At 71.4% G+C, this 21,888-nt stretch carries 22 protein-coding genes and 3 pseudogenes; 13 read left to right on the forward strand and 12 right to left on the reverse strand.

Annotated elements, in window-relative coordinates:
• The first annotated feature begins 86 nt into the window (after positions 1-86).
• Both ACZ6C6_RS06160 and ACZ6C6_RS06165 read left to right on the forward strand, forming a co-directional pair.
• The gene (locus ACZ6C6_RS06160; RefSeq protein ID WP_469199596.1) at positions 87-467 is read left to right on the forward strand and encodes an RNHCP domain-containing protein; all 381 of its coding nucleotides are present in this window, start codon (positions 87-89) and stop codon (positions 465-467) included.
• A 20-nt stretch (positions 468-487) separates the two neighbouring features.
• Positions 488-919: an RNHCP domain-containing protein gene (locus ACZ6C6_RS06165; RefSeq protein ID WP_469199598.1), complete on the forward strand. Its 432-nt coding sequence runs from the start codon at positions 488-490 to the stop codon at positions 917-919.
• 210 nt (positions 920-1,129) lie between these two features.
• Here the strand turns inward: ACZ6C6_RS06165 and ACZ6C6_RS06170 are convergent.
• Positions 1,130-1,324, reverse strand: a pseudogene (locus tag ACZ6C6_RS06170) (beta/gamma crystallin domain-containing protein); the annotation flags it as partial.
• Positions 1,325-1,484: 160 nt separating this feature from the next.
• On the opposite strand from ACZ6C6_RS06170, the pseudogene ACZ6C6_RS06175 reads away from it, so the two are divergent.
• Positions 1,485-1,859, forward strand: a pseudogene (locus tag ACZ6C6_RS06175) (transposase); the annotation flags it as partial.
• On the opposite strand, the pseudogene ACZ6C6_RS06180 reads toward ACZ6C6_RS06175, so the two are convergent.
• Together ACZ6C6_RS06180 and ACZ6C6_RS06185 are read right to left on the reverse strand one after the other, a co-directional pair.
• Positions 1,859-2,005 (reverse strand): annotated as a pseudogene (locus ACZ6C6_RS06180) (transposase); the annotation flags it as partial. The pseudogenes ACZ6C6_RS06175 and ACZ6C6_RS06180 overlap by 1 nt on opposite strands.
• Before the next feature lie 276 nt (positions 2,006-2,281).
• Positions 2,282-2,701 carry a DUF302 domain-containing protein gene (locus tag ACZ6C6_RS06185; RefSeq protein ID WP_469199600.1) on the reverse strand — a complete coding sequence of 140 codons (420 nt, stop codon included), beginning with the start codon at positions 2,699-2,701 and terminating at the stop codon, positions 2,282-2,284.
• A gap of 161 nt (positions 2,702-2,862) precedes the next feature.
• On the opposite strand from ACZ6C6_RS06185, the gene ACZ6C6_RS06190 reads away from it, so the two are divergent.
• Genes ACZ6C6_RS06190 through ACZ6C6_RS06200 form a run of 3 tightly spaced genes read left to right on the forward strand, consistent with a single transcriptional unit; the run spans position 2,863 to position 5,368 of the window.
• A complete protein-coding gene (locus ACZ6C6_RS06190) occupies positions 2,863-4,227 on the forward strand; it encodes an MBL fold metallo-hydrolase (protein WP_469199602.1) in 1,365 nt (454 codons plus the stop codon).
• Between the two features lie 35 nt (positions 4,228-4,262).
• Positions 4,263-4,628: a rhodanese-like domain-containing protein gene (locus tag ACZ6C6_RS06195; protein WP_469199604.1), complete on the forward strand. Its 366-nt coding sequence runs from the start codon at positions 4,263-4,265 to the stop codon at positions 4,626-4,628.
• The gene (locus tag ACZ6C6_RS06200; protein ID WP_469199605.1) at positions 4,625-5,368 is read left to right on the forward strand and encodes a sulfite exporter TauE/SafE family protein; all 744 of its coding nucleotides are present in this window, start codon (positions 4,625-4,627) and stop codon (positions 5,366-5,368) included. The genes ACZ6C6_RS06195 and ACZ6C6_RS06200 overlap by 4 nt, the downstream gene beginning before the upstream one ends.
• Before the next feature lie 26 nt (positions 5,369-5,394).
• Here the strand turns inward: ACZ6C6_RS06200 and ACZ6C6_RS06205 are convergent, their stop codons facing one another.
• Genes ACZ6C6_RS06205 through ACZ6C6_RS06220 form a run of 4 tightly spaced genes read right to left on the reverse strand, consistent with a single transcriptional unit; the run spans position 5,395 to position 8,216 of the window.
• Positions 5,395-5,625, reverse strand: coding sequence for a metal-sensing transcriptional repressor (locus ACZ6C6_RS06205; RefSeq protein WP_469200843.1), 231 nt, complete (start codon positions 5,623-5,625; stop codon positions 5,395-5,397).
• Between the two features lie 22 nt (positions 5,626-5,647).
• Complete coding sequence (locus ACZ6C6_RS06210; RefSeq protein ID WP_469199607.1) at positions 5,648-6,415, reverse strand: FAD:protein FMN transferase; 768 nt, start codon at positions 6,413-6,415, stop codon at positions 5,648-5,650.
• Entirely contained in the window at positions 6,408-6,845 is a 438-nt protein-coding gene (locus tag ACZ6C6_RS06215) for an FMN-binding protein (protein WP_469199609.1), read from the reverse strand. Before ACZ6C6_RS06215 ends, ACZ6C6_RS06210 begins: the two co-directional genes overlap by 8 nt.
• 9 nt (positions 6,846-6,854) lie before the next feature.
• Positions 6,855-8,216 (reverse strand): ferredoxin reductase family protein, encoded by a 1,362-nt coding sequence (locus ACZ6C6_RS06220; protein ID WP_469199611.1) that lies wholly within the window; start codon positions 8,214-8,216, stop codon positions 6,855-6,857.
• 170 nt (positions 8,217-8,386) lie between these two features.
• Here ACZ6C6_RS06220 and ACZ6C6_RS06225 point away from each other — a divergent pair, with 170 nt between their 5' ends.
• Positions 8,387-9,121, forward strand: coding sequence for a response regulator transcription factor (locus tag ACZ6C6_RS06225; RefSeq protein ID WP_469199613.1), 735 nt, complete (start codon positions 8,387-8,389; stop codon positions 9,119-9,121).
• Positions 9,118-10,551 carry a sensor histidine kinase gene (locus ACZ6C6_RS06230; RefSeq protein ID WP_469199615.1) on the forward strand — a complete coding sequence of 478 codons (1,434 nt, stop codon included), beginning with the start codon at positions 9,118-9,120 and terminating at the stop codon, positions 10,549-10,551. Before ACZ6C6_RS06225 ends, ACZ6C6_RS06230 begins: the two co-directional genes overlap by 4 nt.
• 148 nt (positions 10,552-10,699) lie before the next feature.
• Here the strand turns inward: ACZ6C6_RS06230 and ACZ6C6_RS06235 are convergent, their stop codons facing one another.
• Positions 10,700-11,320, reverse strand: a complete 621-nt coding sequence (locus ACZ6C6_RS06235) for an RNA polymerase sigma factor (protein WP_469199617.1) — start codon at positions 11,318-11,320, stop codon at positions 10,700-10,702.
• Between the two features lie 159 nt (positions 11,321-11,479).
• On the opposite strand from ACZ6C6_RS06235, the gene ACZ6C6_RS06240 reads away from it, so the two are divergent.
• The 5 genes from ACZ6C6_RS06240 to ACZ6C6_RS06260 all read left to right on the forward strand — a co-directional run bounded on the left by ACZ6C6_RS06240 (position 11,480) and on the right by ACZ6C6_RS06260 (position 17,049).
• A complete protein-coding gene (locus ACZ6C6_RS06240) occupies positions 11,480-12,487 on the forward strand; it encodes a MerR family transcriptional regulator (protein ID WP_469199619.1) in 1,008 nt (335 codons plus the stop codon).
• A gap of 344 nt (positions 12,488-12,831) precedes the next feature.
• Positions 12,832-13,542, forward strand: a complete 711-nt coding sequence (locus ACZ6C6_RS06245) for an SDR family NAD(P)-dependent oxidoreductase (RefSeq protein ID WP_469199621.1) — start codon at positions 12,832-12,834, stop codon at positions 13,540-13,542.
• Entirely contained in the window at positions 13,539-14,753 is a 1,215-nt protein-coding gene (locus ACZ6C6_RS06250; RefSeq protein ID WP_469199622.1) for a lycopene cyclase family protein, read from the forward strand. The genes ACZ6C6_RS06245 and ACZ6C6_RS06250 overlap by 4 nt, the downstream gene beginning before the upstream one ends.
• Positions 14,750-15,484, forward strand: coding sequence for a methyltransferase domain-containing protein (locus ACZ6C6_RS06255; RefSeq protein WP_469199624.1), 735 nt, complete (start codon positions 14,750-14,752; stop codon positions 15,482-15,484). The genes ACZ6C6_RS06250 and ACZ6C6_RS06255 overlap by 4 nt, the downstream gene beginning before the upstream one ends.
• Positions 15,481-17,049: an FAD-dependent oxidoreductase gene (locus ACZ6C6_RS06260; protein WP_469199626.1), complete on the forward strand. Its 1,569-nt coding sequence runs from the start codon at positions 15,481-15,483 to the stop codon at positions 17,047-17,049. The genes ACZ6C6_RS06255 and ACZ6C6_RS06260 overlap by 4 nt, the downstream gene beginning before the upstream one ends.
• Before the next feature lie 45 nt (positions 17,050-17,094).
• On the opposite strand, the gene ACZ6C6_RS06265 is transcribed toward ACZ6C6_RS06260, so the two are convergent.
• The 4 genes from ACZ6C6_RS06265 to ACZ6C6_RS06280 are packed head-to-tail and all read right to left on the reverse strand — an operon-like array spanning position 17,095 to position 21,791.
• Positions 17,095-18,102 carry a DUF5914 domain-containing protein gene (locus ACZ6C6_RS06265; RefSeq protein ID WP_469199628.1) on the reverse strand — a complete coding sequence of 336 codons (1,008 nt, stop codon included), beginning with the start codon at positions 18,100-18,102 and terminating at the stop codon, positions 17,095-17,097.
• Positions 18,099-19,094 carry a phytoene/squalene synthase family protein gene (locus ACZ6C6_RS06270; RefSeq protein ID WP_469199630.1) on the reverse strand — a complete coding sequence of 332 codons (996 nt, stop codon included), beginning with the start codon at positions 19,092-19,094 and terminating at the stop codon, positions 18,099-18,101. The genes ACZ6C6_RS06265 and ACZ6C6_RS06270 overlap by 4 nt, the downstream gene beginning before the upstream one ends.
• Positions 19,081-20,652 (reverse strand): phytoene desaturase family protein, encoded by a 1,572-nt coding sequence (gene crtI / locus ACZ6C6_RS06275; RefSeq protein ID WP_469199632.1) that lies wholly within the window; start codon positions 20,650-20,652, stop codon positions 19,081-19,083. Before crtI ends, ACZ6C6_RS06270 begins: the two co-directional genes overlap by 14 nt.
• Entirely contained in the window at positions 20,649-21,791 is a 1,143-nt protein-coding gene (locus tag ACZ6C6_RS06280) for a polyprenyl synthetase family protein (protein ID WP_469199634.1), read from the reverse strand. The genes crtI and ACZ6C6_RS06280 overlap by 4 nt, the downstream gene beginning before the upstream one ends.
• Positions 21,792-21,888: the final 97 nt, after the last annotated feature.

Below are 21,888 nucleotides of genomic sequence, written 5' to 3' on the forward strand. Positions count from 1 at the left end.
ACCGCGGCATGCGGGGGCGTCCTTTGGCGAGGCCGCTCGGCCTGCTCTTGCTGTCATGACCGACTTCTCAGCAAGGAGCCCTCCGGGTGTCCAGTACCGACAAGACTTCCTACAACACCCCCAACACCGTTCTGGCCGGCACTTTCACCTGTGCCTGGTGCGGCCTGACGGTGTCCGCCGCCACGGTCGACGGCACACGGCGAAACCACTGCCCGTCGTGTGTGCACTCCCAGCACGTCCTCGACCAGGTCGAGGGAGGCCCCAGCGACTGCCGGGGCCGGATGTCGCCGATCTCCGTCGCCGTGCTGCGTACCGGCGAATGGATGGTCATCCACCGTTGCGTGCGCTGCGACGAGCTGACCTCCAGTCCCATCTGCGCCGACGACAACCAGCTCATCCTGATGCGCATGGCCGTGCGGCCGCTGGCACAACCACCGTTCCCGCTCGAAGCATTCGGCGACCTGTAGACCGGAAGGAGAAGACCCCCGTGCCGAGACGAGCGAACAACTCGGGCAGACGTACGCAGAGGACGCGACGGCCACAGCGGCACAAGGATGTCCTGCACCGCCGGGGAGGGCACCGGTGGCACGACTTCAGGTGCGTGGGCTGCCGACTGGACGTGTCCTTGGACGCGCCCGGCACCACCCACCGCAATCACTGCCCGAACTGCCTGGTCAGCCTGCACGTCGACCGCCGGATCCCGGGTGACCGGGCTGCGGCCTGCCGTGGGCGGATGGAAGCACTGAGTATGTCCGTGCGGCCCGACGGTGAGTGGATGATCATTCACCAGTGCCAGTCCTGCGGTGAGCTCAGCGCGAACCGGATCGCGGGCGACGACAACGCACTGACGCTGGTACGCCTCGCGCTGAAGCCGCTGCGGGACAGCAGCATCGCCCGCCGAACGCTGCTCCAGTTGTGACCTGACCCGCACCTCGTGGCGTCGTGTCGCAAGAACCGGGCAAGTGCCGCCTTTTTCACGAGGGCGTTCTGCATCCGCTCCAGCCGGTGACATCGAGTCCGCACAAAGAGGCGGAGCGTACGAGCGCGGACGTGCTCGTACGCTCCGCCTCTTTGTGCGTGCGCCCTCACTGACGAGGGCCGGAGGTCCCCTTGATCTGCGGCGGCGGTGCTACCAGATCCTGATCCTCGTGATCTTGTGGATCGGGCCGCTGGTGATGTTCCCGTAGCGCCACTTGTCAACGGTGTAGCTGCCCGTCGACGCGCCCAGTGTGGGCACGTACTCGAACGTGACCTTGTTGGTGCCGGTCCAGATCGGCTCCACGCCGTGGATTGCCACGCTTTCCACCCCCGCGTTGGCGAAGCAGAGGGAGCCGCGCGGGTCGCGTCCCGCGAAGTGGTGTAGCCGTCACGGCTGAGGCGTACGCCGGGGGCGTGTGCTGCGTCGGGTTCTGCTCCCTGCCCGCAGGGCGGGCCACCGTGCAACTCTCCGAAGTGAACGCCCAGTTCAACTCGGGAGGTACAGGGTGGCCCTGTCTCAGCATGACTTACTGCGGTTGCTGGAGTTACTACGTTCGGCGGACGGTCTCGAACTCGTCCGCGGTGTGGCCGAGCGGATGCTGCAGGAACTGATCGAGGCCGAGGCGACCGCGCGGATCGGCGCCGAGTGGAACGAGCGCACCGACACCAGGACGACGTTCCGCAACGGCCATCGGGACAAGACGCTCAGCACTCAGGCTGGCGACCTTGAGCTGGGGATCCCCAAGCTGCGGTCCGGGAGCTTCTTCCCGGTGCTGCTCGAGCGCCGACGCCGGATCGACCAGGCCTTGTACGCGGTCATCATGGAGGCCTACGTCCGCGGCGTGTCCACCCGGTCGGTCGACGACCTGGTCAAGTGCTCGACCCTGGCCTTGCAGTAGGTCGCGTCCAGGTAGACGTAGGGGAACCGGACGTGGTCCAGCGGCCGGGTGCGGAACGCGGTCAGCTGGCCGTCCAGGTCCTGGCAGATCCGGGAGACCTCGCTCTTGGAGATCCCCGTGTCGGCACCAGATCGTGTCCCGGGCCGTGGTCATCGCCACCGGGGTCACCGAGGACGGCGGCCGCGCGAGGTGCTCAGTGACTGCGGTCCCCGCAGTGTGAGGATGCGGTCGCCCCGCACCCTGCTGCTCGACGCCTTCCCGGCGCGCGGCCTGACGGGACGACTGAGTGGGGAATCTGTGACGGTCGAGTCCCCACTCAAGGTCATCGGCACCGGAGCCGACGTCCGGACGTCACCCGGACCTTGCCCCTGTCGAAGGCATCACGCCCGTCGCGGGCGGCCCCGCTACTGCGCGGGCGGCTCCACGGCCTGGTCGGGGCCCGAGAGGGAGGCGAGGGCTGCGTCGAGGCGGCGGGTGGCTTCCTCGGCCACGGGTGCCATGGCGTCGAGGCCGGTGAGAGTGACCATGGTGCCGGGGTCGACGGCCTGCACGATCACGCGGTCGCCGTCGGCCCGGATGACCACGTTGCAGGGCAGGAGCAGCCCGATCGAGCGGTCGACTTCCAGGGCTTGGTGGGCCAGGGGCGGGTTGCAGGCGCCGAGGATCAGGTAGGGCTCCATGTCGTGATCGAGCTTGGCCTTGAGGGTGGCCTGCACATCGATCTCGGTCAGGACGCCGAATCCCTGTTCGGCCAGGGCGTGGCGGACGTCCTGCTGTACCTGATCAAACGGTGCTTTCGCGATCACGGTGCGGTCGTACGGCATGGGGACTGCCTCCTCCAACTATTGGCACGCGCGGTTCTGGTACCCGGCAGGGGCCCGGCGCTGTGGCAACTGCCACTCCCTGAAATATACCCCGGGGGGTAACCCTGTTAGGGTGGATTGCATACCCCAGGGGGTAATGTTCCTACGGAAGGAGTACCGAGGTGTTCTTCGTTGACGCGATCGAGCTGGAAGGGCTGGGCAACCGCAGCTACCTCGCCGGCGGCGAGTCGGCGGCGGTGGCGGTCGACCCGCCCCGGGACATCGACCAGGTGCTGGCCGCGGCCGCCCGGCGGGGAGTGCGCATCTCGCACGTGGTGGAAACCCACGTACACAACGACTACGTCACCGGCGGTCTGGAGCTGGCCCGGATCACGGGTGCTGTCTACCTGGTGCCTGCCGGCGCCAACGTCTCCTTCGCCCGGACGCCGGTCTCCGATGGCGACGCTGTCGACGTCGACACCGACGCCGGGCTGACTCTGGCCGCCGTCGCCACGCCCGGGCACACGCCGCACCACACCGCCTATGTCCTGCAGGAGAGGGGCCGGCCCGTCGCCGCGTTCACGGGCGGTTCCCTGCTCATCGGAACCGTTGGCCGCCCCGATCTTGTCGAGCCGCGGCTGACCGAACGGCTGGCCCGCGCCCAGTACGCCTCGGCGCACCGGCTCGCCGACGCCCTGCCCGACGACACGGCGGTCCTGCCCACCCACGGGTTCGGCAGCTTCTGCTCCTCGGCGCAGGCGGACGGCGACACCACGACGATCGGCAAGGAGAAGGCCGCCAACACGGCTCTGACCGTGGACGTGGACACTTTCGTCGCCGAGCTGCTCGCGGGCCTTGACGACGTGCCCGCCTACTACGCGCACATGGGACCGGTCAACGCCACCGGCCCCGCCCCGCTCGACATGACGCCGCCTGCCGTCGCCGACCCGCGGGAGATCGCCGCCAGGCTCGCGGCAGGCGAGTGGGTCGTGGACCTGCGCGGCCGGATCGCCTTCGCCGAGGGGCATGTGGCGGGCTCGTTCAACTTCGAGCTGGACGGCAAGCTGGCGACCTACCTGGCCTGGATGATTCCGTGGGGCAAGCCCGTCACCCTGCTCGCCGAGACCGCCGAGCAACTGGCCGCGGCCCAGCGCGAGCTGGTCCGGGTCGGCATCGACAGGCCGGCGGCCGCCGCGACAGGCGGCCCCGCCGCGTGGCTGCCGGACGGTGAGAGCCCGGCTTCGTTCCCGCGTGCCACGTTCGCGGAACTAGCGGCCCAGGACCTCGACCGGATCGTGGTCCTGGACGTGCGCCGTGACTCCGAGCGCGCCGACGGCTGGATAGCCGGCTCGGTCCACATCCCGATCCACCAGGTGCACGGCCGGCTCGGCGAGGTGCCGGACGGCACGGTCTGGGTGCACTGCGCGGGCGGCATGCGCGCGGGAATCGCCGCCTCCCTGCTGGACGCCGCCGGACGGCAGGTGGTGGCCGTGGACGACGGCTTCGACGCCGCCGCCGACGCCGGACTGTCCGTCGTCACCGGCTGAACCTCAAGGGACCCAGAAGAAAGGCACAACCGACGATGTTCCTCTTCAACCGCAAGGCGCCGCGCCTCTCCGTGGGCGAAGCGCGCATCCGCACCGGCGGTGATCGGCCCGAGGCTGTCCTGCTGGATGTGCGGCAGAAGCCCGAGTGGAAGGCCGGGCACGCCCCGGACGCCGTGCATGCCCCGCTGACGGGACTGGTCGCGGGCGCGGCCCTGCCCGCGTCCGCGCGGGGACAGGCGGTGGTGGTGATCTGCCGCAGTGGGCACCGTTCCCAGCAGGCCGCGAAGCTGCTGGTGGAACGGGGCGCGGACGCGGTGGACGTGAAGGGCGGCATGAACGCGTGGGCCGCCGCCGGATACCCGGTCGTCGACGAGCGCGGGAACAGCGGCTCGATAACGTGAGCACCCTCATACTCGCCCTGGTCGCCGGGTCCGTCATCGGTCTGGCCCTCGGAGCCCTGGGTGGCGGTGGCAGCGTGCTCGCGGTCCCTGCCCTGATCTACCTGCTCGACTTCTCCCCGGCCTCGGCGACCACCGCCAGTCTGATCATCGTCACCGCGACCTCGGCCACCGCCCTGTACGCCCATGCCCGGGACGGCAACGTCGCCTGGAAGACGGGGGCACTGTTCGCGGCGGCGGGCGTCGTGCCCGCCTTCCTCGCCGGAGCTGCGGCAGACCACCTTCCGGCCGCCGTGCTCACCGGAGCCTTCTCAGTCGTCGCCGCTCTGGCAGCCCTGCGGATGCTCCGCCCCGCCACATCCGAGCCGCCCGGGCGGGTGCGTCCCGTCAAGGCGGTCGGCGCAGGCGTCGGACTCGGTGCCGTGACGGGATTCCTCGGCGTGGGCGGCGGGTTCCTCGCGGTCCCGGCCCTGGTGGGCGTGCTCGGCCTGCGGATGAAGCAGGCGGTGGGCACCAGCCTGCTGGTCATCACCGTCAACGCGCTGGCAGCCCTTACCGCGCGGACGGGGACGGGCGGGGACCTGCGTTGGGAGGTGATCGCTCCCTTCACCGGGGCGGCGATCCTTGGCGCTTGGGACGGCAAACGCCTCGCATCGAAGATCACCGGGCAGACCCTGCAGCGCATCTTCGCGTATGTCCTGCTGGCCGTGGCGGCCGTCATGCTCATCGACGTGGTCGCCTGAGCCGGCCGTCTTCGCCGTCCAACGGGTCAGGCGAAGGACAGGAACAGCTTCTCCAGTCGCCCGCGCATCTCGTCGCGGTCCTCACCGCTGCGGCTGCCGTCCTCCGTCTCGGTCAGGCACCGCTGGAGCCCGGTGGCGATGATCGCGAACCCGGCCTGGTCCAGTGCCCGGGACGCAGCCGCCAGCTGCGTGACGACCTCCTGGGTGCGGGGCCGGTGATGGCGGGCGCAGCGGCGGAGCGGCAACCGGAGTTCCATCGGCCTATCGGTCGGGTCCACCTCACGCTCCGTATTGACTGAACCCGGGCGTCTGCCAAGTTCGGCCGTTCGGCATGACGGCGAAAGCCTCGTAGCCGTCGAGGGTTTCCAGCCAGTCCCGTCCGCCCGTGCCCCTGGCGAAGGCTGCGGTGGCGTAGGCGTCGGTCATGGTCAGCGTGGGTCCTATGACGGTGAGGGCAGCGAACTCCGTGGCGGGTGTACCGGTGTGAGGGTCGAGGATGTGGGCGCCGCGTTCAGCGGTGCCCGAGGTGGCGATGGCCATGGTGCGATCGGCGGTGATGACGGTGGCCAGTTCGCCTGGGCGCAGTGGGTGGGCGATGCCGACGCGCCAGGGGCTGCTGGTGGTCGCTCGGCCGCGGAGCTGGAGGTCACCGCCGCCGTTGACACAGGCGTTGTGCGCGCCTGCAGCGTGGAGAATACGGGAGGCGGCTTCGGTGGCCCAGCCCTTCACGAGCCCCGAGGGATCGAGGACGCCGCCCGAGGTCGTGCTGAACCAGCCGTCGGTGGCACGGGTGGCCTGTGCGCAGAGGGCCAGCACTTCATGGACTTCGGGCGGGCAGTCGCCGAGCCGGATCTCGCCGCGGTCGAGGCGGCTGATGCAGCTGTCGACGCGGTAGGTGGAGAACACGGCGTCGACCCGGTGGAGCAGTTGTACGGCCCCCTGGACGGCGTCGTGGATGGCCGGGGTGGGCTCGTCCCGGATATCGAAGGAGAAGACCGTGCCCATGACGTGCTCGACGTGACGCAGCGCGGGCGTGGAGTCAGGCATGGGCCTGATCCAGTGCGCTCTGCAGGGACTGGATGTAGCCCTGGCTGGTGTAGCTGGCGCCGGAGACGACGTCGATGTGCGCGCTCTGTGCACCAAGGGCTTCCCGGGTGAGGCGGGGCAGGGCGTAGGCGGCGAGCTGCTGGTCGCGACCGTTGCTGTCCGGGGCCTGAAGAACCTTGACTGTGGTGATCCTTCCGTGGGAGAGGGTCGCCGCGACCTGCACGGTCCCGTACTGGGTGTCGACGGGATCGCCGGTGAACGTTCCGGTGCCTGTGGATGCGCCCGGCGAAGTGCTTGGGGAGGTGTGCGGAGACGACGAGGGCGTTGACGGCGGGCTGCCGGCGACGACGGGGGGATGGTGGGGTTTGAGGGAGAGCAGCGCGATGACCAGGGCGCTGATCCCGGTGGTGGCGAGGACTGCTCTGCGCATGGCTTCTCCTCAGTACGCGAAGGACTCGTGGTGGATGCGTCGTGCGGGTACGCCGGCTTCCCGTAGGGCGCTCCTGGCGGTTTGTGTCATGCCTGGCGGGCCACAGACGTAGACGTCGTGCGAGACCAGGTCCGGAACCAGCGCGCTCAGCCCGTGGGCGGTGAGTGGGGATGGGCGTCCGGTGGGTTCGTCGACGAGGTAGTGCACGGTGGCCTGCCGGTGTGCGGCTATGGCGTCGATTTCACCGCGCAGGGCGAGGTCGTCGGGCCGACGGGCCCTGTAGACGAGGGTCACCTGTCCCGGCAGCGTCTCGAAGAGGGTACGCAGGGGTGTGATGCCGACGCCGCCGGCCAGGAGCAGGACCTTGGGTGTGCTGCGCCGGTTGGCGGTGAAGGCGCCGTAGGGCCCCTCGGCCCAGACACGGGTGCCCGGAGTCAGGTGGGCCAGTGCGGCGCTGTGCCCGCCTGCGGTCTTGACCGTGATGCGCAGGTGGCGGGGGTGTGCGGGGGCGGAGAGGGAGTAGGGGTTCGCTGTCCACCACAGACCGCGGGTCATGAAGCGCCAGCGCAGGAACTGTCCCGGTTCACCCCCCAGCTCGTCCAGATGTTCGCCAGTGAGGTGAACGGACACCACGCCCGGTGCCTCGGGGTGTACCGCGCTGACGCGCATCCGGTGACGCAGCCCTCGCCGGACAGGGACGGCGAACCGGTACCGGACGAGAAGGGCTGCTACGCCGAGGAACAGCGTGTACCAGGCGAGCTGGACGGGGCGGTTGCCGACGAAGTCCGCTCCATTGGAGAGCTGGTGTCCGAAGGCGAGGAAAACGGCGAGGTAGGTGGCGAAGTGCAGGTAGTGCCAGGTCTCGTAGCTCATGCGGCGGCGCGCGGCGCGCGCCGACAGGATCCCGGTTGCCAGGAAGAGCAGGAAGGCTGCCGTGGCTTTGAGGAGGTCGGGGTAGTGCAGGACGAGGGTGGAGGTCTGGCTGACCACGCTGGTGTGTGAGGTCAGGGAGTAGCCCCAGATGATCAGCAGGGTGTGAGCGAGGACCAGGGAGATGGTGCAGCGCCCGCCCAGTGCGTGCCAGCGGGCGAGCCGATCGGTGCCGATCGTGTGGTCCAGCATGGGAACGCGGGCCATCAGAGCAAGCAGTACCGCACAGGCGTAGCCGGCCAGGAGCCCTGTGATGCGTCCCGCCCCGGTGAGCCACCCCGCCGGCCCGATGACCGAAGCTGTGTCGCTCCACCACAGCGCCAGTACCCCTGCGGCGCCGGCCCAGATCACCAAAGGCGCTAGGAACGGCACAGGACTGCGGTGCGGACGCCGGTGGCGCATCCTGCGGCTCACAGGGGGAGTGGTGAGGGTGCTGGCCATTGGGTTCCTCCGGCAGGGACTCGCTCCGGCGATGGGCGGCCAGCATCACAGCCCAACCTCTGCGTACCTTCTGAAACGGGCCTGCCTGCGGCTCTCGGCACCGATTCAGAGGAAACTCAGAGGTACGCCTCACGCGGTCACGGCCCGTGCCGGGGGATGCTGGAAGGACCATGGACGAGCCGCTTACGACATCCCTTCTGCACCGCCCCGACGGCACCCCCGTGCGAGTCCTTGTCGTCGACGACGAACCCGACGTCACGGACGTGCTGTCCGGGGTCATGACGGCGGAGGGCTGGCAGGTCCGTACAGCAGCGGACGGCGCGAGCGCGCTCGCGACGGCCCGCGATTTCCGGCCCGACGCAGTGGTCCTGGACTGGATGCTGCCCGACCTCGACGGCCTGCAGGTCCTGCGCGCGCTCAGACGCGAGGCGCCCCGTGTGTGCGTGCTGTTCCTGACCGCCCGTGATGCGGTCGAGGACCGCATCACGGGAATCACCGCGGGTGGCGACGACTACGTCACCAAGCCCTACAGCCTGGAGGAGGTCCTGGCACGGTTGCGCGGGCTGCTCCGACGGGCGGGCATGACCGCCGAGCCGGGAGCACACCGGTTGACGGTGGGGGACCTGAGCATGGATGAGGAGGCCAGGGAGGTCAGGCGTGGTGAGGTCACCGTCGACCTGTCCCGCACCGAGTTCGAACTCCTGCGTTTCCTCATGCGCAACCCACGCCGGGTGCTCTCCAAGGACCAGATCCTCGACCGGGTCTGGGCCTACGACTTCGGCGGCCGCGCCCACGTCGTCGAGCTCTACATCAGCTACCTGCGCAAAAAAATCGACGCCGGACGCACCCCCATGATCCACACCGTTCGCGGCGTCGGATACGTCCTCAAGCCGGGCACCCCATGAGGCGTCCGCTGCCCCGCACCCTGCGTGTCCAGCTCACCGCCGGCCTCGTCGCCCTGCTCGCACTCGCCTGCCTGGCCGTCGGAATCTCCACCGCCCTGGCCCTCCGAGGCTTCCTGATGGGACGCCTGGACGAACAACTCTCCACCTCGGGAGGCAGGTTCGCCGCCAGCCTGGAACACGAGGCCGAGCCCGACAACGACAACCGTCCCGACACCCGGGGCCAAGCCGAATCCACCTTCGGCGCACGGCTCCTGCACGGCACCGTCACCCAGGCCGCCGTCGTCGATGACGCCGGCGACCGACCACTCCGGCTCACACCAGGGGACCGCAGTGCCCTGGCGAAGCTCCCCGTTGACGGAAACGGACACAGCATCCGCCTCTCTGCTCTGGGGGCCTACCGCGTCACGGCCCTCCATGGCGACGACCAGGACACCTTGATCACCGGCTTGCCCCTGCACCCGGTGGAGGAGACAGTGCACCGCCTCGAAGCGGTTGAAGCCGTGCTGTTCGGAGCGGCCCTCGTGGTCACCGGCCTCGCCGGAGCCCTGTGGGTGCGGTTCTCTCTGCGTCCCCTTCAACGAGTGACCGCCAGAGCCGTGGAGGTCGCCGGACTACCGCTCGCCAGCGGCGAGATCGCCATGCCGGGACCGCTCCCGGACACAGACCCGCGCACCGAGGTCGGCCAGGTCGGCACCGCCCTCAACCACATGCTCCGCCACGTCGAGGACGCCCTCACCCGCCGCCAGGCGAGCGAGGAACGCCTCCGCCACTTCGCCGCCGACGCCAGCCACGAACTACGCACCCCTGTCGCCAACATCCGAGGCCACGCCGAACTCGCCCTGCGCCACCGCGGCCCGGTGCCCGGCGAAGTCCGACACGCTCTGGAGCGCATCAACGGCGAGTCTCAGCGCATGACACGCCTCGTCGACGACCTGCTCCTTCTCGCCCGTCTCGACGCCGGACGCCCCCTCCAACACCAGCCGGTCGACCTGACGCTGCTGATCCTGAACGCAACGGACGACGCACGCGCCGCCGGCCCCGACCACCGATGGTTCCTCGAACTCCCGGAAGAGCCGGTCACCGTCACCGGTGACGCCCACCGGCTCCAGCAGGCCATCGGCAACCTCCTCGCCAACGCCCGCACCCACACCCCCCCGGGCACCGAGGTGACAGTTACCGTCACCACCGACACCACCGACACCACCGGCGTCTGCGTGAGTGTCCGTGACAACGGGCCGGGAATCCCCGAAGAGTTGCAACCCGAGGTGTTCGGACGCTTCGTCCGCGCTGACCAGGCACGATCCCGCAGTACCGGGAGCACGGGGCTGGGCCTGGCCATCGTCCACGCCGTCATCACCGCCCACGGCGGCAGCGCCACCGTAACCAGCAGGCCGGGACGCACCACCTTCCGGCTGATCCTTCCCGGCTGACACCGTCCGGCCGTGCGCGGGATTCCGTCACCGCGCCGATCGTGTCGCCGTCCATCCGCTCGCCTCGCTTCATCCAGGGCATGGGCGAGTATCCGGACGCCCGGACGAGTCGTCGGCGGGCACCACGGCGAAGACGCCTTGTCCCCGTTCAGCCCCGTGTCGGAGCGGCAGCTCCGTTCATGCCGGGCTGGTCGATCATCAGGCGCAGCCGGTGCAGCCCGCGACGGGTGTGGCTCTTGACCGTCCCCAGCGGCACCCCGGTGCGTTCCGCGATCTGAGCTTGTGTCAGGTCCTCGTAGAAGGCCAGGCACAGTACCTCGCGCTGGGTGTGCGGCAGTCGGTGCAGGGCATCGACCAGCAGCACGCGGTCCAGCACGTCGTCCGGTGCGCTTTGGGCCGGCACGGCGGGCGCGGCACCGTTCGTGGCCGAGTCGACGACGGCCAGACGGCGCGTCCTGGCAGCGAGCGCGTCGATGATCTTGCGACGGGTGATGCCGACCAGCCAGGCACCGAGCGCGCCGCGATCCGGCCGGAAGCCGTGTCGGCCGCGCCAGGCGCCAACGAAGACCTGCTGGGTCACGTCCTCGGCCTCGTGGACGTCTCCGAGGGAGCGGGTGGCCATGGAGTGCACGAGCGAGCCCCAGTGCCGGTAGATCGCGGCGAACGCTTCCTCGTCGGCGGCGGCGAGGCCCTGGGCCAGATCCTTCTCGTAGCGTGCCCCCTCCTCGGGCGGGGTGGGAGCGGGGGTCGGTCGCGTGGTCGTGTTCATGGCCTGATTTCTCCTGCCGTGCCGGATGCGGGGACGAAAGGTCCTGCGCCGAACGCCAAGTTCGCCGGCCCGCCGTACGTGGCCGCCGTGTGACCATCAGTCTTGGACGCACAAACGACGCAAGCAACATGCGTCGTTTGTGCGTCGTACAGTGCATGTATGGACACGACGAGGGGCAGCGGCGAGGGTGGGGAAGGCGAAGGCGGTTTGGAGGTCGGAGGGCTGACCACCGGCGAGGTGGCCAGGCGTCTGGGGGTTGCTCCCACCACGGTCCGTACGTGGGACCGCCGGTACGGGCTCGGCCCCGAGGCCCGCACCAGCGGCCGGCACCGGCGCTGGACCGCACGGGACGTGGCGCGGCTGGAGCGGATGTGCGCATGGACGGCGACCGGACTGCCACCGGCCGAGGCGGCGCGCCTGGCGCGCACGGAGGAAACGCCGACGGCGGTCCCGCCCCGGGGCGTGTCCGCGAGCGCGCCCAGGCCCCCGGCCGGCGCCCGAAGCCGGGCGGGGAGCGGTCTGCGACTCGGCGACGTACGTCAGGAGTGCCGGGGAATCGCCCGAGCGGCCCTGCGTCTCGACGCTGTCGCCCTGGACCGGCTGTTGCTCAGCGCGATCACGGAGCACGGGCTGGTCGCGGCCTGGACCGAGGTGATCATGCCGACGCTCCAGGCAGTCGGCCGCAAGTGGGAGACCTCGGGCGAGAAGTACGTCGAGGTCGAGCACTTCCTCTCCTGGCACGTCTCCGGCGCCCTGCGGCGTTCCGCGCTCCCGACGGCCGCCGACCGGCGTGGCGCAACCACGGTGCTCGCGTGCGTGCCGGGGGAGATGCACACGCTGCCGCTGGAGGTGTTGTCCGTCGCGCTGACGGAGAGGGGTGTGCCGGTGCGCATGTTCGGCGGTGCGCTGCCCGTCGAGTCGCTCGTCTCCGCGGTGCGCAGGACCGGGCCGGCCGCCGTGGGGCTGTGGGCCCAGTCCCGGACCACCGCCAGCCGGCCGCTGGCCCAGCACGTGGCCGCGATGGAATGGGGCGTGCGGGGGGCTCGCCGCGGGCCGGTCGTCCTGGCCCTCGGACCGGGATGGGCCGGGCAGGCGCCGGCGGGCGTGGCGCGCCCTGGGGGACTTGCCGAGGCCGTCGCCGCCCTGGAGGCGGTGGCCGCCCAGTGACGTCTCGTCGTCAGGGTCGCTTGGTCGTGGCTCCTGGGATCGGTCGGCTGAACGTGGTCCGCTGGACCAGCGGCCGCCTCGGCGCCATCCGTAGCCGACGGGCCGCGCCCGGTGCCCCGACCGGGGGCCCGGCCCGTGCCCGGCGGGTCCGTGAATCCTGGGCGACGGGCTCCGTACAGGGCGCGCCGGCATCGGGAGCGCGCGCCGCGCGGGAGGTGTCCGCCGAGCTGGGGCGGCAGGGGTGAGGCCGACGCACATCGTGACCCGCCGCATCCGTGCACGGCACGGGGCCCGTAGTACTGACCGACGGGAGTCCTCGTCGCAGGCGTATCCGGGAGTGAGATGTGGAACTGAGCGGCACCCGTGTCCTGGTGGCCGGTGCCACAGGCGTTCTCGGCGGTGCGATCACCGCCGAAGTCGCCGGCCGGGGTGCGCGAGTGGCCCTTGCCGGACGCGCCCCGAGCCGCTTGGCCCGCGCGGCCCAGGCGTACCCAGGCGCTCCGACAGCGCACTTCGACGCCTATGATCCCGCCTCGTGCGTTCGCGCCGTACGGGACACGTCGGCTGCCTTCCTCGGGCTGGACGCCGTCGTCGTCGCGTTCGGCGCGGTGGCCTTCGGCGCCGCGCAGGAGGCCGGTGACGAGGTCGCGGAGTACCTGCTGGCGGTCAACCACCTGGCACCCACCGCCTTCTTCCGTGCCGCGCTCGACGTCCTGCGTCCCGGTTCGGGGGTCGCCGCCGTCACCGGAGTGGTGGCCGAGCGACCGCAGCCCCGGATGCCCGACTACAGCGCCTCCCAAGCCGAGTTGAGGGCCTGGCCGGAGGCCGTACGCCGGGAGACGAGGAGCGCCGGTGTCGGAGTGCCGGAGGTCCGGCCGGGGCATCTCGACACGGGCTTCGCCCAGCGTTCGGTGGCAGGCACCGCGCCGCCGCTGCCCCGGGGCGGTGACCCGCGACAGGTGGCCGCCGCTGTCGCGGACGCGCGGGCGGCGGACGCCGAACTGGTGCGCGCGGGCCCGGACGGAACGCCCGTCGTGGAAGGGCGAGCCCGGTGACGCTCCCCTTCGCCGACAGGTCCGACGTGATCGTCGTCGGAGGTGGTGCAGCCGGTCTCAGCCTCGCGCACCGGCTGCTGGAGACCAGAACCGCCACCGTCACCGTGATCGAGCCGCCGGATGGTCCGCTTCGCCCGGCGAGGCGCACCTGGTGCTACTGGCACGCGGGAGTAGACGGCCTCGAAGAGGTCGTCGGCGCGTCGTGGGACGTCGTGCGCGTGTACGGCGCCGACGGCCATCCGGTCGCCGTCGAACCGGCCCCGTTCACCTACCGCATGGTGCGCTCCACCGATTTCGAAAGGCTGGTCCACAGCCACCTGGCCCGTTCGGAGGGCGGGCGGGTGCTGCGCGCGACAGCGGAAGCGGTGCACAGCGTGGACGGCGGCGCGGAGGTTCGGTGCAGGCTGCCCGAGGGCGGGACCCGGACGCTGCACGCCCGTCACGTGTTCGACTCCCGGCCGCTCACCGCCATGCCGCCGGCGCGCACGCAGTTGCTGCAGCACTTCCGCGGCTGGTTCGTCCGCACCGAAACCGAGCGGTTCGATCCCGCGGTCGCCGATCTCATGGACTTCCGGGTTCCCCAGCCCGCTCACGGGCTCGCCTTCGGCTACGTCCTGCCTCTGGCACCCGACCGGGCACTCGTGGAGTACACCGAGTTCTCCGCCCGAGCACTGACCACCGGGGCCTACGAGACGGCACTCGGTCACTACTGCCGCGACATCCTCGGCCTCGGCGCGTTCACGGTGGACGACACCGAACAGGGAGTCATCCCCATGACCGACGCCCGCTTCCCGCGCCGGGCCGGGGCTGCCGTGTTCCGGATCGGGACGGCGGGCGGTTCCACCCGTCCCGCCACCGGCTACACCTTCGCCGCCTCGCAACGGCAGAGCGGAGCTGTCGCCGCCGTCCTGCGGGACGGGCACGGGAGGGTCCCCGCACCCTACGGACGGCGCACGCTGGCCATGGACGCGATACTGCTGCGCGCCCTGGACACCGGGCGGATCAACGGCCCGGACTTCTTCACCGACCTGTTCCGCCATGTCCCGGCCGAGCGGCTGCTGCGGTTCCTCGACGGCACCACCTCGATACGGGAGGAGTGGAGCATCGGACTGCGCACCCCTGTCCGGCCGATGCTCCTCACGGCAGTCGAACTGCCCTTCCTTCCCCGCCGGTCCCGGCCCGTCCCGCGAAGGGGAGAGAGCAACCGATGAGCCTCCTGCGCGACCACGATCTGGCCCGCGCCTTCGATCACGCCTCGCATACCTATGACGGCCTCACCGCCCTCAACCCCGGCTACCGTGCCGGTCTCCTGCGCTCCGCCCGCCGGCTCCGCCTTCCCGACGGCGGAGCCGGGTTGCATCTGCTGGACCTCGGATGCGGCACCGGCGCCTCCACCCGGGCCTTGCTCAGAGCCGCGCCCGGTGCCCGGATCACGGCGGTGGACGCCTCCGCGGGCATGCTGCGCCGCGCGCTCGCCAAGCCGTGGCCCGCCCGCGTGCGCTTCCTCCACCTGACCGCCGAGGAACTCGCGAAGGCCGAGGAGGGTCCTTTCGACGCGGTGTTCGCCGCCTACCTGTTCCGCAATGTCACCGACCCGGACGCGGTTCTGCGGACGGTGCGGACGCTGTTGCGGCCGGGCGGGCGTCTGGCCGTCCACGAGTACACCCTCAGCGGCTCGCGGGCGCACCGGGCGATGTGGACCGCGGTCTGCCGCGGCATCGTCATCCCCGCGGGCACCCTGACCGGCGACCGAGTCCTGTACCGCCACCTCAGGCACAGCGTCATCGCCTTCGACACCGCCCCCGCCTTCGCCGGACGCCTGACCCGAGCCGGTCTGACCTCCGTGCGGACCTTCCCCGTCGCCGGATGGCAGAAGGGCATTGTCCACACCTTCCTCGCAGGCAACGGCGGCCCGACCACGACAAGGGAGCGAACCCAGTGACAGCCCGCAGCACCGTCCCGGCCGCGCGGGGCCGGGACCGCAAGGCCGAGATCCTGTTTCCCGCACCCGGCTCGGACCGCTTCCGGCGGGGGGACGAGCCGTCCGTCGCCGTGATCGGGGGCGGAATCGCCGGACTGGCCGCGGCCACCCTGCTTGCCGAACGCGGCGCCCGCGTGACCCTGTACGAGAAGGGCAGCGCACTCGGCGGCCGGCTCTCCGGCCGGCGCACCACGCTCGCGGACGGCTCTCCGGTCACCATGACCCGCGGGTTTCACGCCTTCTTCCGCCAGTATTACAACCTTCGTGGTTTGCTCCGCCGCACGGACCCCGCGCTGTCACGGCTCACGCCGCTGCCCGACTACCCCCTGCGGCACAGCGGCGGCCTGACCGACAGCTTCGCCCATGTCCCAAGGACACCGCCCTTCAGTGCACTCGGATTCGTCGCCCTCAGCCCCACGTTCGGCTGGCGCGACCTGGCAGCCATGGATGCCCGCGCCGCGCTCCCGCTCCTGGACGTGCGCGTTCCCGAAGTGTACGAACGCTTCGACGACCTGAGCGCCACCGCGTTCCTGGAAAGCGTGCGCTTCCCGGAGGCCGCGCACCATCTGGCCTTCGAGGTGTTCTCGCGCAGCTTCTTCGCCGACCCCCGCGAGCTGTCCGCCGCCGAACTGCTGCTGATGTTCCACATCTACTTCCTCGGATCGGCCGAAGGCCTGCTCTTCGACGTACCGACCGAGCCCTTCCCCCAGGCACTCTGGGACCCGCTCGGCGACTACCTCCAGGGCCTCGGCGCACTTGTGCGCACCGATACCCCTGTACACGGGATCATTCCCCGCGACGGCGGAGGAGCGGACGTGCGCACCGAGGCAGGCACCGACCGCCACCAGGCCGTCGTGCTGGCGCTCGACACCGCTGGGCTGCGGCAGACCGTCGCCGCGTCACCCGGTCTGGGCACGTCCACCTGGCGGGACAGCATCGCAGCCCTGCGCACCGCGCCGCCCTTCCTCGTCTCGCGGCTCTGGCTCGATCGGCCGGTGCGCGCCGACCGGCCCGGGTTCCTCGGTACCAGCGGCTACGGCGGGCTGGACAACATCAGCACCCTGGAGCGGTACGAGGGCGAGGCCGCCCGCTGGGCAGCGCGTGCCGGGGGCTCGGTCGTCGAACTCCACGCCTACGCCGCCGATCCCGCGGCGGAGCGGAAGGACGTGCAGGACGGGTTGGTCGACCAGTTGCACGAGGTGTATCCGGAGACCCGCGAGGCACGCATCGTCGACGCCCGGCACGAGTGGCGCGCCGACTGCCCGTTCTTCGAGAGGGGTTCCCACCGCAGGCGCCCCACCGTGCGCACTCCACACCCGTGGCTGACTCTGGCCGGTGACGCGATCCGCTGCGACCTGCCCGTCGCCCTCATGGAACGGGCCGCCACGACCGGATTCCTGGCCGCGAACGCCCTCCTCGCCGACCGGGGCGTCCGGGGACAGGTGCTGTGGACGGTCCCCCGGGCGGGCCGTTCCCCCCTGCTCCGGGCCGTCGGAGCGATCGCGGGGCGTCGCACGTCCGGTTGACCGGTGGCCCGCCACGCGCCGGGGCGAGGAAGGCCACCGGTACGGTCAGCCGGGAAAGAGTCCGGTGCTGCGCAGCGCCCAGCGTCGCTCGGCATAGGCCAGGTCGTCACGCCACAGGCGGCCGGCCGTGCGGCGCATCAGCGGGCGCAGTGCAGGAGCGGCGGCGCGGGCGAGAGCGAAGCCGGAACGGTCCGAAGCGGCCACGGTCGCCTCGACCACGGCGGTGCGCGGACGTTCGTGGTCCGGTCGGGTCAGCGGCGTCGCGTGCGTTTCCACCACGGACGAGGACCCCTCGCCCTCGGTGATGCGCATGACGACCGTGCGGGGTCCCGGAGCGGTGAACTCGGCCCGCACAGGGACCACCATGCGCCCGGCGACCCGGAAGGAGACGTCGACGACGAACGCGTCGTCCTCGTCGCCCCGCGGCTCCCGCACCACCGACAGATCGACGAACGAGTACGGGTGGAACCACGAGCCGTGCCACGGGTCGAGCCGGTTGGCCACCACGTCCTGCGGTTCGCACCGCCCCACCGCCGTGAACACCGCGTCCACCCCCCTGCCCCTCGGGGGCCGCGGAGGAACCAGGGGGAGCGCCGTGGGCTCCTCGCCGCCCACCTCGTCCAGCCGGGCCCAGACCAGGACTCCGTCGTCGTGGACGGGGAAGGGCTGCCAGCCCGCGGTCGGAGAACCGTCCAGGGCGAGGCCGTGCCAGTGGCACACGAGCGTGCCGCACACCACCCGGCTGTCGCGCAGGGGTGCGCCGAGATGCGGGCAACTGCCCGGGCCCGCATGCAGTTCACCGTCGTCCGAGCGCCACAGGACCACCTCCGCCCCACCGACCGCCGTGCCGTAGGGCCTTCCCGGACGTACCTCTCGGGAGGCACCGACGACGAACCAGTTGCCGGACGGGCGGGCGGACGCACGTTTCAGGGCCTCGGCGATCAGCGCCGGCCGCGCCTGACGCCAGGTCGGTGCCTGCCTCGCCCAGTCCGGGCCGGAACGCCTGCGCCGCAGGGGCGGCGACCAGCGCCTCCCGCTCCTTCGCTCGCTCACCGTACAGACCCCTTCCGGTCGGCCGCCGCCCCCGCTGCCCCGGCCGCGCGACGTGGGGTGCGTGCACGCCACCGCGCACCGGCCACGCGCAGCACACCCGCCGCGGCGGTGGCCGCGCGACGCGGGCGGCCCACCACCGCACGACGATGCAGAACGCTGTAGTCCTGCCTGGCGATCGCGTCGAGAATCCCGCCGTAAAGGGTGAACGCGGCGTGGATACAGGGGCGTACCCGCGGATCGAGCATGCCGATGCCCGGCTCCGCCGTCCGGTATACCTTCCGCGTCATCGCCGCGGCGTCCACCAGGGCCGCCCGGATGCGCGCGTCGCGCTGCCCGGTGAGCCGGCTCCACTCCAGCAGCTGCCGGTCGACGCCGTGGGCGGCGAGCAGGTCGCCGGGCAGATAGACACGGCCGCGGTCGAGGTCCTCGCCGACGTCCCGCAGGAAGTTGGTGAGCTGGAAGGCCACACCGAGGGCCGCCGCGTGGGGTGCCGCTTCCTCCCGCGGCGTGACCGTGCCGAGGACCGGGAGCATCTGAAGACCGATCACGGCCGCCGAGCCATGGACGTACCTCTGCAGATCGGCGTAGGTCGGATAGTCGGTGACCGTCAGGTCGGTGCGCATCGAGGACAGGAAATCGGCGAAGAGCACATGCCCGATGTCGTAACGCGCTGCGGTGTCGGCGACGGCGCGCACCACCGGTTCGTCGCCGGTTCCGGTACGCAGCCCGTCGGCGAGGTCGTTCTCCAGGAGGCGCAGCAGCCGGTCGCGCTCCTCGGGCGTCCGGTGCCCGTCGAGGTCGTCGACGATGTCGTCCGCCCAGCGGGCGAAGCCGTACAGGGCGTGCACGGCGGAGCGGCGTTCGAGCGGCAGCAGACGCGTGGCCAGGAAGTAGGTCTTGCCGTGGCGGGCGTTGAGCCGCCGGCACTGGGTGTAGGCGGCGCGCAGCGAGGGATCGGTGATCCCCGCCGCGTCCAGTTCATGACGGGTCATCAGTACCTGCCGGGGCCGGGACGGTGGATTCGCCGGCGGGGGCCGGCAGCGGACGCGCGCGTACGGGCCGGGGGCCGGCGCCGTCGGTGATGCGAGCGGCCGCGAGTTTGCCGCTGATGAGGACGGTCGGAACGCCCACGCCCGGAGTGGTCCCGCATCCCGCGAGCACCACGTTCTCCACCCCCCGTACGAGATTGCGGGGGCGGAACGGCCCGGTCTGGGCGAACGTGTGGGAGACCGAGAAGGGGCTGCCCGCGGCATGGCCCCGCGCTGTCCAGTCGAGGGGGGTCACCAGGACCTCTTCCTGGATGCTGTCGGTGAACCCGTGCAGGCCCCGGCGCTCGAGTTCGCCGGCAAGACGATCGCGGTAGCGCGGGCCGAGGCTCCGCCACGCGGCGGCCGGGGGGCCGACCGTGGTGTTGGGGCAGGGGGCCAGGACGTAGTGGAGGTGACGTCCTGGTGGTGCCAGGGACGGGTCGTGGGCGGTCGGCCGGGTGATGAGCAGAGAGGGGTCGCTCATCAGTTCGCCCGTCCGGGTCAACTCGTCGAACGTGCGCTCCCATGCCTCACCGAACGAGATGGTGTGGTGGGCAAGCTGCGGCCAGGTGCGGTCGGTGCCCGCGTGCAGGATCACGGCGGACGGCGAGTGGCGCAGCCGGGCCGGACGCAGTGGCCGGCGCCCCAGCAGCCCGTAGGCAGTGGGGAGTTCACATGTCAGGACCACCGCGTCGCAGGAGATGCGCTCGCCGGAGGCCAGCCGAATGGCGCGCACCCGGCCGGCCGAGCGCTCCAGCGCACTCACTTCGGCGCTCCAGCGCAGATCGGCACCGGCGTCCGCCGCTGCGTCGGCCATGGCGCGGGGGAGTGCATGCATGCCGCCCTTCGGGAACCAGACGCCGGCCACGGTGTCCATGTAGGCGATCACGGCGTAGGCCGCGAGCGCGCGGGCCGGGGCCACTCCCGCGTACAGCGCCTGGAAGGAGAAGACGCGGCGCAGACGGTCGTCGGCGATGAAGCGGCCGATGCGGCTGTCCAGCCGGCCGAACCCGCCCAGTGCGGCCAGCCGGGCCAGATCAGGGTGCAGCAACCGGAAGGGGGAGTCGAAGTTCGTATCGATGAAGCGGCGCATCTGCGCCCGGTACAGGCGTTCCAGCCACTGCCGCAGATCACGGTAGCCCGTGGCCGCCGCCGGCCCGGCGAACCGCCGCACTTCCGCCTCCATCGCGGCGCCGTCGGTGCGCACGTCGAGTGAGGACCCGTCCGCGAAGATCGCCCGGTAGGCCGGATCAAGAGGCATCAGCTCGACGCGGCGGTGGAGGCTGTCCCCGACGGCGGCGAACGCCTCCTCGGCCAGATGCGGCATGGTCAGGACCGTGGGACCGGTGTCCATCTCGTACCCGCCCACGCGCATGCGACCGGCCCGGCCGCCGGGGCCGTCGTCGCGTTCGACGACGGTGACGCGGCGCCCCGCACCCAGCAGGTGCAGAGCACAGGCCAGTCCGGACAGCCCTGCACCCACCACGACGACGTGGTCGGTCGGCCCCGGCACCCTCTTCACGCCTTCTCCTGAACTCGGCGCGGGCGCGCACCCGTAGCGCTTCGGACCAGCGCGTCGAACTCCTGGCGCACGGCCGGGTGCGCACCGGCACGTTCGAAGTGATCGCGGCTCATCGCGGTCAGCTCCTCGATCTTCTTTTCCACCAGGTCCCGGGCGCCGGTGCGCCTCAGGGCCGCCCGCACGTGCCGAACGGCGTACTCGGATCTCGGGTCCGAGTCCGGAGCCAACGCGGCGGCGGCCTGATGATCGTCGGCGGCCTCCGCGAGTCGTACGGCGAGCGCGAGCAGATAGGTGAGCTTGCGGGACCGCAGGTCGTCGTCCGCCGGCTTGCCGGTCAGGGCTGAATCACCGAACGCGCCCAGAAGGTCGTCGTGGAGTTGGAAGGCCAGCCCGGCGCAGCGGCCCGCCGCCAGCAAGGTGTCCAGCACATGATCATCCGCCCCGGCCAGCGATGCGCCCAGCGCCAGGGGCCGGGCGACCGTGTACAGGGCACTCTTCAAGGTGGCGATGGCCAGCGCCTCGTCGACACCGGACGAGCGAGCGGCCTGAGCATGCAGGTCGCGGTACTGTCCGGCGACCATCTCGGTGCGCATCGCCCGCCACTCCTCGTGCAGCCGCCTGCCGTGAGGTGTACCGAGTGCCGTCTCCGTGAGCAGGTCGTCCGCCCAGGCGAGCGCCAGGTCGCCGACGAGGACGGCGGCCGACGTCCCGAACGACTCCGCGGAGCCGTGCATGCCCGCAGCCCAGTGCCTGCGCGCCAGCTGCACATGCATGGCGGGGGCACCTCGGCGTTGCAGCGAGCCGTCCATCAGGTCGTCGTGCACGAGTGCGCACACCTGGAGCAGTTCCAGGGCGGCGCCTGTCCGCAGGACCGCGGTGGCGTCACCGGATCCGCCCGCGGCGCGCCAGCCGCAGTGTGTGAACGCCGTGCGCAGCCGCTTGCCGCCCCGCTCGACCAGCGCGGCCAGGCGGTCGGCCAGCTCACGGGCGAAGACGGGATCGACGGCACGGGAATGGCGCAGTCGTTCGTCGAGAACGTCCATGAGGACGCTGCCCATCGCATCGGCGCCGACGGCCTTGGGGAGAGGACCGTCGTCGGTCTCGGCCGGCGGTGCCACCACCGGCGGCAGTCCAAGCATGCACAACCTCTTCTCACTCCCAGTCATTCGCACATCAGTGCTTCCGCCGGATGGATCGGTGCGGATGCGCCGCCTCCCGCCGAAACGACGCTGGTGT

The sequence above is a fragment of the Streptomyces sp. NPDC041814 genome, assembly GCF_055590565.1.

Bases quoted from the DNA above. Each gene is read 5' to 3' on its own strand.
- ACZ6C6_RS06185 (WP_469199600.1), bottom strand. From the start codon at position 2,701: ATGCCGTACGACCGCACCGTGATCGCGAAAGCACCGTTTGATCAGGTA.
- ACZ6C6_RS06195 (WP_469199604.1), top strand. From the start codon at position 4,263: ATGTTCCTCTTCAACCGCAAGGCGCCGCGCCTCTCCGTGGGCGAAGCG.
- ACZ6C6_RS06205 (WP_469200843.1), bottom strand. From the start codon at position 5,625: ATGGAACTCCGGTTGCCGCTCCGCCGCTGCGCCCGCCATCACCGGCCC.
- ACZ6C6_RS06210 (WP_469199607.1), bottom strand. From the start codon at position 6,415: ATGCCTGACTCCACGCCCGCGCTGCGTCACGTCGAGCACGTCATGGGC.
- ACZ6C6_RS06215 (WP_469199609.1), bottom strand. From the start codon at position 6,845: ATGCGCAGAGCAGTCCTCGCCACCACCGGGATCAGCGCCCTGGTCATC.
- ACZ6C6_RS06220 (WP_469199611.1), bottom strand. From the start codon at position 8,216: ATGGCCAGCACCCTCACCACTCCCCCTGTGAGCCGCAGGATGCGCCAC.
- ACZ6C6_RS06225 (WP_469199613.1), top strand. From the start codon at position 8,387: ATGGACGAGCCGCTTACGACATCCCTTCTGCACCGCCCCGACGGCACC.
- ACZ6C6_RS06230 (WP_469199615.1), top strand. From the start codon at position 9,118: ATGAGGCGTCCGCTGCCCCGCACCCTGCGTGTCCAGCTCACCGCCGGC.
- ACZ6C6_RS06235 (WP_469199617.1), bottom strand. From the start codon at position 11,320: ATGAACACGACCACGCGACCGACCCCCGCTCCCACCCCGCCCGAGGAG.
- ACZ6C6_RS06240 (WP_469199619.1), top strand. From the start codon at position 11,480: ATGGACACGACGAGGGGCAGCGGCGAGGGTGGGGAAGGCGAAGGCGGT.
- ACZ6C6_RS06255 (WP_469199624.1), top strand. From the start codon at position 14,750: ATGAGCCTCCTGCGCGACCACGATCTGGCCCGCGCCTTCGATCACGCC.
- ACZ6C6_RS06270 (WP_469199630.1), bottom strand. From the start codon at position 19,094: ATGACCCGTCATGAACTGGACGCGGCGGGGATCACCGATCCCTCGCTG.
- ACZ6C6_RS06280 (WP_469199634.1), bottom strand. From the start codon at position 21,791: ATGCTTGGACTGCCGCCGGTGGTGGCACCGCCGGCCGAGACCGACGAC.